General features: G+C 64.9%; 11 protein-coding genes. 2 read left to right on the forward strand and 9 right to left on the reverse strand.

Features of this window, described 5'->3' with window-relative positions; all coding sequences use genetic code 11:
- Nucleotide 1: 1 nt before the first annotated feature.
- The 3 genes from SARO_RS14210 to SARO_RS14220 form a co-directional block, all read right to left on the reverse strand.
- Complete coding sequence (locus SARO_RS14210) at nt 2-1,471, reverse strand: aldehyde dehydrogenase (protein WP_011446441.1); 1,470 nt, start codon at nt 1,469-1,471, stop codon at nt 2-4.
- A gap of 14 nt (nt 1,472-1,485) precedes the next feature.
- Entirely contained in the window at nt 1,486-1,887 is a 402-nt protein-coding gene (locus SARO_RS14215) for a ketosteroid isomerase family protein (protein WP_011446442.1), read from the reverse strand.
- Between the two features lie 189 nt (nt 1,888-2,076).
- On the reverse strand, nt 2,077-4,467 hold the full coding sequence (locus SARO_RS14220; protein ID WP_011446443.1) for a TonB-dependent receptor: 2,391 nt from the start codon (nt 4,465-4,467) through the stop codon (nt 2,077-2,079).
- 174 nt (nt 4,468-4,641) lie between these two features.
- Between SARO_RS14220 and SARO_RS20300 the strand changes: the two genes are divergently transcribed.
- On the forward strand, nt 4,642-5,133 hold the full coding sequence (locus tag SARO_RS20300; RefSeq protein ID WP_049759416.1) for a MarR family winged helix-turn-helix transcriptional regulator: 492 nt from the start codon (nt 4,642-4,644) through the stop codon (nt 5,131-5,133).
- Between the two features lie 17 nt (nt 5,134-5,150).
- On the opposite strand, the gene SARO_RS14230 is transcribed toward SARO_RS20300, so the two are convergent.
- Nucleotides 5,151-5,882 (reverse strand): nuclear transport factor 2 family protein, encoded by a 732-nt coding sequence (locus SARO_RS14230; RefSeq protein ID WP_011446445.1) that lies wholly within the window; start codon nt 5,880-5,882, stop codon nt 5,151-5,153.
- Between the two features lie 149 nt (nt 5,883-6,031).
- Here SARO_RS14230 and SARO_RS14235 point away from each other — a divergent pair, with 149 nt between their 5' ends.
- Nucleotides 6,032-6,895 carry a dienelactone hydrolase family protein gene (locus SARO_RS14235; RefSeq protein WP_011446446.1) on the forward strand — a complete coding sequence of 288 codons (864 nt, stop codon included), beginning with the start codon at nt 6,032-6,034 and terminating at the stop codon, nt 6,893-6,895.
- A 125-nt stretch (nt 6,896-7,020) separates the two neighbouring features.
- Here SARO_RS14235 and SARO_RS14240 read toward each other — a convergent pair whose 3' ends face one another.
- The 5 genes from SARO_RS14240 to SARO_RS14260 all read right to left on the reverse strand — a co-directional run bounded on the left by SARO_RS14240 (nt 7,021) and on the right by SARO_RS14260 (nt 11,990).
- Nucleotides 7,021-7,347: a GIY-YIG nuclease family protein gene (locus tag SARO_RS14240; RefSeq protein WP_041550427.1), complete on the reverse strand. Its 327-nt coding sequence runs from the start codon at nt 7,345-7,347 to the stop codon at nt 7,021-7,023.
- A 312-nt stretch (nt 7,348-7,659) separates the two neighbouring features.
- Nucleotides 7,660-8,577, reverse strand: coding sequence for an SDR family oxidoreductase (locus tag SARO_RS14245; protein WP_011446448.1), 918 nt, complete (start codon nt 8,575-8,577; stop codon nt 7,660-7,662).
- Nucleotides 8,574-10,067, reverse strand: a complete 1,494-nt coding sequence (locus tag SARO_RS14250) for a carotenoid oxygenase family protein (RefSeq protein ID WP_011446449.1) — start codon at nt 10,065-10,067, stop codon at nt 8,574-8,576. Before SARO_RS14250 ends, SARO_RS14245 begins: the two co-directional genes overlap by 4 nt.
- 57 nt (nt 10,068-10,124) lie before the next feature.
- Nucleotides 10,125-10,913, reverse strand: coding sequence for a CmcJ/NvfI family oxidoreductase (locus tag SARO_RS14255; RefSeq protein ID WP_011446450.1), 789 nt, complete (start codon nt 10,911-10,913; stop codon nt 10,125-10,127).
- 132 nt (nt 10,914-11,045) lie between these two features.
- Nucleotides 11,046-11,990, reverse strand: a complete 945-nt coding sequence (locus SARO_RS14260) for a Gfo/Idh/MocA family oxidoreductase (protein ID WP_011446451.1) — start codon at nt 11,988-11,990, stop codon at nt 11,046-11,048.
- Between the last annotated feature and the right edge of the window lie 17 nt (nt 11,991-12,007).

A 12,007-nucleotide genomic window follows, 5' to 3' on the forward strand; every position in this document is an offset into this window, starting at 1 on the left:
TTCAAAGCGCCGAAGGCATGCCATCAATCAGGATGGTCTTCATTTCGAGATAGGGGAAGAGCCCTTCCGGCCCGCCTTCGCGGCCGATGCCGGATTGCTTGAACCCGCCGAAGGGCAGGCCGAAGTCCATGCGCAGCCCGTTCTGACCGAAGCCCCCGGTGCGCACGCGCCGGGCGATGCGATAGGCGGCTTCGGCATCGTTGGTCAGGACCGATCCGTTGAGGCCATATGCGCTGGCATTGGCGGTGCGGATGGCGTCCTCCTCGTCCTCGACCGGGATCAGGCTGAGGACAGGGCCGAAAATCTCCTCCTGCGCGATGCGGCTCTCGTTCCTGACGTTGGCGAAAAGCGTGGGCTCGATGAAGTAGCCGCGATTCAGATGGGCCGGGCGTCCGCCGCCGGTGACGAGATCGGCCGTCTTCCGGCCCTCCTCGATATACATCTCTATCCGTTCGAGCTGCCGCTTCATCGCGACCGGGCCGAGCTGGGTCTCGGGATCGTCGGAATTGCCTATGCGCACCTTCTTCATTTCCGCCGCGATCGCCTCGGCGAGTTCATCGTGACGGCGGCGCGGAACGATGACCCGGCTGAGCATCGCACAGACCTGGCCCGACATCATCGTGATCGTCCCCGCCAGCATCTTCGCGGCGGCATCGATGGGGAAATCGTCCCGCACGATGGCTGCCGACTTGCCGCCCAGTTCCAGCGTGCAGCGCGCCATGCGCGAACCGCAAACGCTGGCGATGCGCTTGCCGGCCACGGTCGATCCGGTGAAACTCACCTTGTCGACGCCTTCGTTACAGACAAGGTGATCGCTCGCCTCGCGGTGTCCCGTCACAAGATTGACGACGCCGGCCGGAATACCAGCCGCCTCGGCCGCCTCGGCGATGATATAGGCTTCCAGCGGCGTTTCGGGCGACGGCTTCATGATCACCGTGCAGCCGGTCAGCAGGGCATAGGCGACCTTGTTCGCCATGATCCCGAACGGCCCGTTCCACGGCGCGATCGCTGCCACGACCCCAACCGGCTCATAGGCGATCAGCGCGGTATCGGCGGCCATGCTCGGGCGGCGCTCGACGAACTCGAACTTTTCCGCAAACCCCGCAATCTGGCCCAGCGCCATCACGCTGCCGCCGTGCATCGGCCCCGCGAACGAGGCGAGCCCGCCCATCTGCGCGGTCCACGCCTTCGCCAGTTCGGGCACGCGCGTTTCAAGGTGCGCGACCATTCGCCGGAATGCGGCGATGCGCTCGGCCGGAGGCGTGGTTGGCCATGGCCCGTGATCGAAGGCATCACGCGCGGCGGCAACGGCGGCGTCCATGTCCGTCTCGTCGGCTTCGGCAACCCGGCCCACCACCAGCTCGGTGTTGGGCGAGACCAGTTCGATCATCCGCCCCGAATGCGCCGGCACCCAGCGGCCGGCGATGTAGAGCTTGTCGGGATGGGCTACGTTCACGCCTTCGGGTGTCATGCTCGAAATTCCTCTCACGCCTGCGCCAGAGCGCACTCGACGCGCTCGATCAGGCCCTTGTCGATCGTATAGAAGATGAACTGCCGCATTTCCTGCACCTCGCCCGCCGCAATCGGGAAGAAGCCGTGCAGCCCCCGCGCGTCGAGCGCCTCGCGCGTAAGGTCCTTGACGCCCTCGACCCGGATCACCGCGTCGATGGCGGTTAGCGTTTCGGATGCGGCGAAGTTCAGCACGCGCACGCTTTCCTTCACGTGGTCGTGGAGAAAGGCATAGAAATCCTTGAGCGCCTGGCGCGAGCGGATCTCGACGCCGAAGAACGTCATCAGCGGCGGATCGACATAGAAATCGGCTACCGCGTCATAGTCCTTGGCGTTGAAGGCCGCGACGTAGCGGTCATAGGCTTCGCGCGTCAGCACGGCTTCTCTCCCCTAAGCGGCCGGATTCGGCTCGTCGGCCAAATGCTAACATTTGATATTGTATGCGCCAAGCGGGAATGTGGGCGGGCGGCAGCCCCGGCCCGGGAGTGAGGCCTTGCCATGGCCCCAGAAAAGGAAAAGGGGCGGCCGTTTCCGACCGCCCCCGTCCCTCATGCATCACGGTCGAGATCAGAACTTCTTCTGAACCGTGACCGCCCATTCGCGCGGGCGACCGACGTTGGAGTAGGCCGTGCCGACGAAGGCATAGACCGCAGCGAAGCGCAGCGGCAGGTAGTAGTACTTGTCGAACAGGTTCTGGACCTCGAACGAGACCGCAAGGTTCTCGTCCTCGTTCTTCCAGGTGACGCGGGCGTTCGCCAGCGTGATCGACGGATTGTACTGCAGCGGGCCGAACTCGCCGGAGTTGATCAGACGGCCGATCGTCTGCTTGCCGGTGTAGGACAGGTCGAAGCGGGGCGTGATCGAACCCGCGTTGTTGCCCAGCAGCGCCTTGTACTGGATGCCGAAGCTTCCGCGCCAGGCCGGCGTGGTGATCGGGTCGGTCACGCGCAGCGCGCCCTGCGCCGCGGTGTCGATCCGCTTCCACTTGCCGTCGATCCAGCTCAGCGAAGCATCGATGTCGAGACCTTCGACCGGGTGGGCCGAGAGTTCCGCCTCGAGGCCGTACATCTCGCCGTCACCGGCGTTCTGGATCGCCGCGCAGGGGAACGGATCGGTGCCGGGTTCGAACCCGTCGAGCGCCGAGCAGTCTCCGATCGGAAGCTGGATGTTCTTGTAGTCGTTGTAGAAGCCCGACAGGTTCAGGCGCAGCCTGCGGTCGAACAGGTCGGTCTTCAGGCCCACTTCATAGGCATGGAGCGTTTCCGGATCGAACGTGCCGTTGATCGCCTGGTTCTTGGTGAACGGACGCGCCGTGACGCCGCCGCCCTTGAAGCCCGTGCTGACCGTCGCATAGGCCAGGACTTCGGGGCTGAAGCGGTAGTCGAGCGAAAGGCGCCAGTCGACCTTGTCGCCGTCGTAGACCGCCTTGGAACCATCGAGCGCACCGACGCCGAACGGATCGGTCAGCGTACCGCCATCCCATGCCTGGCGCACGAAGGTATAGTCCTTGTGCTCCTTGGTGTAGCGGATGCCGCCGGTCACGGTCATCGCTTCGGTCGGGTGGAAGATCACCGTACCGAACGCGGCCTTGCTGTTGGCCTTGATCGGGTCGTTACCCTGGAACTGCAGGAACAGCGAGGGCACGCCGATCGGCACGATGTAGCGGATGTCCTGGCGGGTGAAGTAGACCGAGGTCTGGTTGTTGTAGAACCCGCCGATGGTCCAGTCGATATTGTCGCCGACCTGGCCGTTGAGGCGCAGTTCCTGGCTGAAGAACTTGAAGTCGAGGTCGTTGAAGCCCGAACCGCCGATCAGGCTGTAGGGGGTGTAGTCATCATCCGTGCCGAAGATCTGGTTGTACTTGCGATAGGCAGTGATCGCCTGGAGCTTCAGCGAGTCCGAGATTCCGACCGTCAGGTTGCTCGAAACGCCCCAGCCTTCGAACTTGGTGGTGTTGGGGTTGTAGTAGGCCTGGGTCGCCTGACCGCCCTCCGGCATGTACCAGCTGGCATAGGTGCAGAACTTGCCGCAGGTGAAATCGACGCCGCCGGTCTTGGACGGGTCAGTCGCGCTCATCACGCCGGCGGCGTTGGTGCGATTTTCATAGGTGTAGTCGCCGGTGACAATCCAGTCGATCGTATCCGACGGATTGTAGCGCAGCGAACCGCGGATACCCGAGTAGTTCTTCTCGCCCAGCTTGGCGACGACGCAGTCCGCGGGCGTCGAGGCATTGCCGCCGATGCCGAGTTCGTTGTCCGGGTTGGCGCAGCCATAGTCGATCTGGTCGACATAGCCGTCCTGGCGCTTGAACACGCCCGAGATGCGCGCATAGAGGCCGTCGGTCAGCTCGAAGTTGGCCGTGGCGCGCAGGTCGACGCGCTGGCGCGAGCCATAGGTCGCCTCGACGGTGCCGCTGTTGCCTTCGGTAGGCTTGGCCGAGAACAGCTTGATCGCGCCGCCGATCGAGTTGCGGCCAGTCAGCGTGCCTTGCGGACCGCGCAGCACTTCGACGCGGTCGAGGTCGAGCAGGTCCATGACCGAGCCGGTCAGCGTCGCGTAGTAGACGTCGTCGACATAGATACCCACGCCCGGTTCGTAGGCCGGGTTGAAGTCGTACTGGCCGATGCCGCGGATATAGGCCGCCATCGACGAACCGAAGGCGCCGCCCATCTGGGTGAGCTGCACGTTCGGCGCCTGAGCCGCGATCTGCGAGATGTCGGTCTGGTTGCGCGAGGCGAGCAGGCTGGCATCGACCGCGGTGATCGACAGCGGGGTATCCTGCAGGCGCTGCTCGCGGAACTGTGCGGTGACGACGATCTCGCCGGTGGTCGGCGCCTGGTCGGCCTGGGCCTGGGCGTCTTGCGCGAACGACGGCGTGGCAATGCCGAGCGCGAGCGCAGCAGTGCTACCCGCAGCGAAAAGTCGAATGAACGACGTGGTACGATTGGCTTGTGCCATATCCCCTCTCCTGTATGGTCCTCTGTCGGAACCGCCTGACTGTTTGTTAGTAAGACATACTAATTTAATCTTGGCAAGCCTAACATTTGCGAGCGTGGAGAGGCTGTCGGGGTGATGCAGTTTGACCACACCGCGCCCCTTGCCCACGGGCGCGAACGCGATAGAAGACAGGCCATGAGCAGCGCGCCACAGACCGAGCAGACCTCCGTTCCTGCCGCCCTCGACATCACCATCGAGGGTGAGGTCGCGTTGCTGGTCGACCTCCTCAAGCTGGGCACTTTCATCGGCACGCCTATGCGCGAGGGCGTGGCCGACCCGATGGGACTGACAGCCACCGATCTCAGGATCGTCCTTGCCCTCGGCGGCGAGGGCGAACTGGCCGGCCACGAACTATCGGATATCATGGGCCTTCCGCCGATGAACGTCAGCCGCGCCATCGCCGCGCTGACGCAGCGGGGGTTGGTCGAGCCGGGCCTCGACCGCTCGAACCGCCGCCGCAAGCCCGTCCGTCTCAGCGCGGAAGGCCAGCGCCTCTTCGCGCAGACGATCCCGGCCATGGCGCATGTCGGCGCGGACCTGTTCAAGGGCGTGCCCCAGCGCGACCGCGAGGCCTTCCGCCGCGTCGCGGCATCCGTCCTCGCCCGCATCGGACGCTGGGGCGGCTAGGCCCGCGCCTCAGGCGCTCAGGGCCACTTCTTCTGAAGCTTGGTGAACTCGCCCACGGCAAAGGCCTTGGCCAGAACCGGGTGGGCAAAGCTCATCGGCACTTCGGCGCGGTGCGGCCAGGTCTGGCGCACTTCCGTTTCGGGCAACAGGCGGTCAGGCCCGATCGGGTTCTCGGGGAAGCACACTGCCGCCGGCTGGAGATGCGCGATGGTCTTGGACCAACCGGTCTCGTAGTCGGCCTGCCACTGCATCATGTAGTCCAGCCGCTTGATCTTCCAGACCCCGTCTTCCTTGACGTAGTCGTTCTCGTAGATGCCGCTTTCCCAGAACTGCTGCGGCATGCCCTCGGGCTTGTCCTTGACGATGTCGTCATGCCACCCGCCCGCAAGGATGCCCCGGAAACGGCCCTTGGCGGTCTGGCCATCGGGCGCGATGGTGATCACGTCCTGCAACTGGAAATGGTCGAGCAGCAGGCCATGCACCGGCCCGCGTCGCCCGCCGGTGAACAGGTTCTGGAACCAGGTTCCGTAGAGCCGCATCACCCCTTCGTAGCCGACATATTCGCCGGAAAGGAACACGACCGCGCCATCCTTCGCGAACAGCCCCGCCACTTCCTCGGGCCGGTTGTAGTCGATGTAGTAGCCATAGGCCCACTGCAACCGGCGGATCGCGTTGAGGTCCTCCAGCTCGGTCACGCGCGCTTCGAGCGCGGCCAGACGGCTTTCGCTACTGGCGTTCACATCGGTCATCGTCAGACTCTCCCAAGTCGGTAATTTGTAAGCAACACTAACAAATATCACGCCGAACGCGAGAGGAAAAATGAGGCCTCGGGACACCTTGCCTGCGGATCGCCGCGCTGTACTCTCTTTGCACACAGGCCAGACAGGGAACGCTCCCCATGTGCGATGAATTCACCGAAGCCGAAAACGACCAGTGGGCCCTGAACCGCCGCGAATTTGCCGCGATCGGCGCCGGAGTGGCCGCGCTCGCCGCCTTGCCCGGCTGCGCGACGGCGGGCGAATCGGCCACCGCCAGCCGCGACGTGGTGATCGACACGCCGCACGGAAAGGCCGACGCCTTCTTCGTCTACCCCAGGAAGGGCAGACATGCGGCCGTCATCATGTGGCCCGACATCGCCGGCCTGCGCGATGCCTACAAGACCATGGGCACCCGCCTTGCCGCCGCCGGTTACGCCGTGCTGGTGGTGAACCAGTACTACCGCTCCAGCCCCGCCCCGATCCTGGGCTCGCTGATGGAATGGCGGTCCGACGCGGGGCAGAAGAAGCTCAAACCGATGATCGCGGCGATCACACCCTCGGGCACGGTGTCGGATGCCGCGGCCTTCGTCGCCTGGCTCGATGGCCAGAAGGAAGTCCACACCAGGAAGAAGATCGGCTCGTGCGGCTATTGCATGGGCGGCCCCTTCGCCGTGCGCACCGCCTTCGCAAGCCCCGCCCGCGTCGGCGCCGCCGCCTCGTTCCACGGCGCCGGCCTCGTCGGCCCCGAGCCCGATGCCCCGATCAACCTGCTGGCAAAGACGAGCGCCGCCTATCTCATAGCCATCGCCCAGAACGACGACGAACGCGCGCCAAAGGAAAAGACCCAGCTCCGCAAGGCCGCCGATGCCGCCCGGCGCCCCGCCGAAATCGAGGTATACCCCGCCCAGCACGGCTGGTGCACCATAGACGCTCCGATCTACGATCGCACCCAGGCGGAAAAGGCGTGGGGGCGGATGCTGGCGCTGTTCAAGGCGAATCTGTGAAGGTGCGGGACGGCTTTCGCGCGATTGCGCTGTGAAAGCCGCCGTTCCGGTCACGACAACTTGGCGGACGTGAACGCCACCGCAACGCAACACGTTCGTCGCCCCGTGCTTGACACGGGGCTTGGCTACCTTTCAACGACGCCCCGCAAAGCCATCGCCGCCGGATACCACTGCTCCCAGAGGTCCAACCAATCGGGATTGCCTGCTTCGATCAGCGCGAATTTCCATTCCCGGCGCCATTTCTTGACCAGTTTCTCGCGGGCGATGGCGGGTTCGATCTCTTCGTGGCGCTCGGCGTAGACCAGCCTCGTCTTACCAAAGTCGTCCACGTGGCTTGAGCCTACACCTTCACGATGCTGCCACACGCGCCGAATGAGATCGGAGGTAACACCAACGTACATCCCGCCACGATAGCGGTTTGCCATGATGTAGACCCAGCCACCCCTTTCCATCCGGCCATCATGCCAAACGCGGGGTCGCAAGAAAAGCCAAGCCCCGTGTCAAGCACGGGGCGACGGGGGGTTGGTGGAGGATATGTCCGCTTTCCACCACCAAGCAGTCATCAGCTGTTGCCCAGTGCGTTCCTCAAACTTGCCCGGCAGATTCGAAGGGCTTTTGGCCAGAAGCCGAAATTCTCTCGTCAACATGGTCGAAATCACACTGAGCGGTGATTTTGCCTCCGTTAACCTGCAAAACCCGACAGTCCCCAACTCCGTCACCCCGCATCAAGCCCGGAATGGCGAGCCAGGAAGCATCGAACTCCCTCACGCCCCCCGCAGCAACTCCGCGTTGTCCTCGATCATCTGCCGCACCGAGCGCGCCTTGCGGCCGGTCAGGCGCTCAACGTCGTCGGTGCACAGTTCGAGGAATCCCTCCCGGATCGCGCGGCCGAAGGTGACCATGTCGTCGCTGTTCCACGGGATGCCGTTGACCTCGCTGTCGTCCACCGGGCGGCGCGGGATGCCCATGGCGTCGAACATCGCGTACTGGCCCTCGTCGTCGAGCGAGACGTACTCCACCGGACGCCCCGTCACCTCGGCCATCATGGCCGCCACCTCGCGGAAGGTCTGCAATTCCGGCCCGGTGATGTTGTAGACCTGGCCCTGATGGCCCTCGCCGGTCAGCACCGCCACCGCGCTTTCGATGCAGTCGTCGCGCCAGACCATCGCCTCGCGGCCCTCTCCGGCATTGGAGAACCACTTGCCGCTCTGCATCACGCCGGGTCCTGCCATCAGGATCATCGCATCGGCATAGTGCGCATCGCGCAGCATTGTCCACGCGCAACCCGAGGCCTTCATCAGGGCTTCGGTCTCGATATGATCGTGCCGCACTTCGGCGGGGTTCGCCGGATCGTCGATACCGATGAAGCTGGTGTAGACCAGGTGCGCCACGCCCGCCGCTGCCGCCGCGTCGATCGCCGCCTTGTGCTGAACCACCCGCGCGCCGACCCGCGTGCCCGAGATCAGCAGCATCCGCTCCGCCCCCTGCACCGCCTCCGCCAGCGTTTCCGGCTTGTCGAAATCGCCATAGCGCACGGTGCAGCCCTGTGCTGCCCGGTCGGCCAGCTTCTCGGGCTTGCGCGTGATGAGGATCAGGTCTTCGGCGCGCCCCTGCGCGATCAGGCGGTCCGTCACGCCCCGGCCATAGTTGCCCGAGGCTCCGGTAATGACGATGCGGCTCACGCTGCGGAGCCTTCAAGCGCGTCCAGTTGCGCCTGGGGCACCCACCAGCCGTGGACCTGGGGTCGCAGCCGCGTCGGGATGTGCACCTTGGCCACAGCGCCCGCGCCGATGTTCCCCGCATCGACAACCCAGGCTTCGTGCACGAACTGATTGTCGCCAACCTGCTGGTCGACAAGGAATACCAGCCAGCCGTCCTTCGCGGGATCGGCGGCAGGCACATGCACCGGCTCGTTGAAACCCGCCATCGGCGGCAGCGCCAGCGCGCCCGTGACCTGCGGCGCGGGCGTGTCCATCCCGTCCAGTCGCAGCAGCAGGTTGAAGCTAACCCCGACCGGCCCGGCGAAGAGCGGCGGCCCCTGAAGTTCGGGATTCATGCTCAGCATCCAGCCGGTCTTGTACGGGCGCCCCTGCAACTTCGCCGGGATCACCGGGAAATCGCCCGGAGGCCCGATGACAGTCTCCACCACGTCGCCGCCATCGGCCCGGGGATCGACAGTCCAGCGTGTCAGCGCGCCCTTGATATCCTGCGGCCCCATGTGGATGCCCGACGGTTCGCGGATGAAGGCGAAGGCGTTGGTATTGTTGAGGCAGGCGTCGAAGTGGAGCATGCCGTCGGCATCCTCCCACGCATTCATCATGTGGTACGAATGGCACCCCTTGGGGCCCTTGAACCACTTGATCTCCGAAACATCGCCATAGCGCGGCATCACGCCCAGCCACGAGTCCAGCTCCGGCTGGTGGTGCCAATGCTCCCCGCCCGCCTTCAGCCGGTCGAGGTCCGCCGTGGTCGGGTAGATCGGGAACAGCGCATAGTTCTCGCTGATCGTGAAATCGTGCATCATCGCGCAATAGGGCGCATCGAACCACTGCTCGCGCTTCAGTTCGCCATCCGGGCCGACAATGCAGTACGCCACCTTGGTCGAAGCCTGGCCGTCCGCCTCGTAGCCATAGAAGAACAGCTCGCCCGTCCCAGCGTCGATCCGTACGTGCGCGGTCATCGTCTCGCTCTTGAGCGCGCCGCCGAAATCGTAGGAGCCGATCGTCGCCAGGGTCCGGGGGTCGACGCGATAGGGCCGACCGTCTTCCTTGGCCATCAGCATCCGGCCCGCGTGCCAGACCGGCGTGGTGTTCGCCACGGTGCGGTCCACGCCTTGCACTTCCGGATCGTCGGTGAACGGATTGCGGTACTTGCCGAACAGCGCCTTGCCCGCAGCCTTCTCCGCCTTGTAGCGCGCCGTCTCGACGTACTTCTGGATGAAGTCCGCCGTGCCGTCGCCGTTGAACGAAAGGCGGCTGACCATGCCGTCGCCGGACAGGGTGTGGTCGTTCTCGAACCTGGGCGGAAACGCGGGATCGGGGATGGCGCGATAGAAGCTGCCGCGCACTTCGGCGGGCAGATCGCCTTCCACCTTCAGGCCGCGGAGGTCCGGTTCCTCGCCGACCGGCGCATTCGCGCCGGTGAAATAGATCGTCTGCGGAAAAGCGCCCATGGCAAGAACCTCACCCTATCAATTGTTATCGTTCTTGTAGCGTTTCCCTCCCCGAGATCAAGCCCACCAGTAGGCCGTAGCGCGCATTTCGATGCTGACGCGCGGGGGGGCATCGGCCGGGCAATCGGGCAGGTCGAAGGCCACGTGCGGCACATGGTGCGCGCGGGCCGGATCGCTGTCGTTGGTCTTGAACAGCACCGCCTCGTCGATCCGCATATCCGGAAAGAAGTACCAGCGGTGCGCGGGATTGTGGGCCACGACCAGCCCTTCGAACGACCATTCCGGCTTGCCCGGTTCGTCGAACACCGCGTCCGCCTCGATCAGGTCTCCGGGCGCAAGGCTGCGCGCGTCGCAGAACGCCAGCGGCACGTCCTGCGGGGGCGGAGAGATTGCGCGCCACACGTTGTAGGCGGCGCAGCGCACGAAAGGCCGCCCGTTCGCGCCCCGCTCGCCGAACGCCTGCGCGGTGCGGTCGGAAATGTCGATGTGGGCAAAGCGGGCGGGCATCGAATTGTTGAGGCTCCCGGCCCTGCCGCTCTTCTCCGAAAAGCGCAGCAGCCCCGGCGCGCCGACATGGACCATGTCCGCCCCGGTCTCGGCCCGGACCAGTTCCTCGATCTCGCGCATGTGGATGCGGGCCACCTGCTCGCGGTCGGCAAAGTCGGTCACCGCGCTGGTGTGCTTCACGATCTGGAAGCCTTCGCGGTCGATTCCGGTGCCGGCGGCGCGCGCATCGTGCATGGCCATCTGCACCGGCACGATGTCCACCTCGTCCCGTTCGTGGGCATTGGCATAGTAATGCGGCCGCGCGAACCGGCGCCCCGAATAGGCAATCAGCGCTTCCATCATGCTCTCCTCGCCCGGCCCGCTTGTCGCGCGGGTCCGTGCATTCAATTCATTCGTCTTTGCGATGAGCGAGGCTGGAAAACGCCCCCCCAACGAAAAAGGCCCGCCGTTTCCAGCGGGCCCTTCCTCAAATCAACCCTTGGCCAGCTGCTGCTCCAGCTCGCCCAGCACGCGGTAGCAGTCGAAGACCTTCTGCACCGAGCTGTTCGGCTCGCGCCCCTCGCGGATCGCGGCGACGAATTCGCGGTCCTGCAATTCGATGCCGTTCATGCTGACGTCGACCTTGGACACGTCGATCGGCTCCTCCTTGCCATTCACCAGGTCGTCGTAGCGCGCGATGTAGGTCGCGGTATCGCCGATGTAGCGGAAGAAGGTGCCCAGCGGCCCGTCGTTGTTGAACGAAAGCGACAGGGTGCAGATCGCGCCGGTCTCGCTCTTGAGCTGGATCGACATGTCCATCGCGATGCCAAGCTCGGGATGGATCGGCCCTTCCACCGCATTGGCCTTGACGATCCTGCCCGCCTGGTAGGCGAACAGGTCCACCGTGTGCGCGGCGTGGTGCCACAACAGGTGGTCGGTCCACGAACGCGGCTCGCCCTTGGCGTTGATGTTCTTGCGGCGGAAGAAGTAGGTCTGCACGTCCATCTGCTGGACGTTGAACTCGCCCGCCTTGATCCGGTTGTGCACGAACTGGTGGCTCGGATTGAAGCGGCGGGTATGGCCGACCATGCAGACCTTGCCCGTTTCCTGCTGCACCCGCAGAACTTCCTGCGAATCCGCCCAGCTGTCGGCCAGCGGGATCTCGACCTGCACGTGCTTGCCCGCCTTCATGCAGGCGATGGCCTGCGATGCGTGCATCTGCGTCGGCGTGCACAGGATCACCGCGTCGACGTCGTCGCGCGCCAGGGCATCCTCGAGCTCGGTCGAGGAATGCTTCGCGCCATACTTGGCGGCGACGGCCGCAGCCTGCTCGCCGGTACGGCTGATGATCGAGGTGATCTCGACGCCATCGATGTTCTTCAGGCCATCGAGGTGCTTTTCGCCGAAGGCTCCCGCCCCGGCCAGTGCGATACGCATGGGTACTACTCCTGTCT

The organism is Novosphingobium aromaticivorans DSM 12444 (genome assembly GCF_000013325.1).
Classification (GTDB): domain Bacteria; phylum Pseudomonadota; class Alphaproteobacteria; order Sphingomonadales; family Sphingomonadaceae; genus Novosphingobium; species Novosphingobium aromaticivorans.

Bases quoted from the DNA above. Each gene is read 5' to 3' on its own strand.
- SARO_RS14210 (WP_011446441.1), bottom strand. From the start codon at position 1,471: ATGACACCCGAAGGCGTGAACGTAGCCCATCCCGACAAGCTCTACATC.
- SARO_RS14220 (WP_011446443.1), bottom strand. From the start codon at position 4,467: ATGGCACAAGCCAATCGTACCACGTCGTTCATTCGACTTTTCGCTGCG.
- SARO_RS20300 (WP_049759416.1), top strand. From the start codon at position 4,642: ATGAGCAGCGCGCCACAGACCGAGCAGACCTCCGTTCCTGCCGCCCTC.
- SARO_RS14230 (WP_011446445.1), bottom strand. From the start codon at position 5,882: ATGACCGATGTGAACGCCAGTAGCGAAAGCCGTCTGGCCGCGCTCGAA.
- SARO_RS14235 (WP_011446446.1), top strand. From the start codon at position 6,032: ATGTGCGATGAATTCACCGAAGCCGAAAACGACCAGTGGGCCCTGAAC.
- SARO_RS14240 (WP_041550427.1), bottom strand. From the start codon at position 7,347: ATGGAAAGGGGTGGCTGGGTCTACATCATGGCAAACCGCTATCGTGGC.
- SARO_RS14250 (WP_011446449.1), bottom strand. From the start codon at position 10,067: ATGGGCGCTTTTCCGCAGACGATCTATTTCACCGGCGCGAATGCGCCG.
- SARO_RS14255 (WP_011446450.1), bottom strand. From the start codon at position 10,913: ATGGAAGCGCTGATTGCCTATTCGGGGCGCCGGTTCGCGCGGCCGCAT.
- SARO_RS14260 (WP_011446451.1), bottom strand. From the start codon at position 11,990: ATGCGTATCGCACTGGCCGGGGCGGGAGCCTTCGGCGAAAAGCACCTC.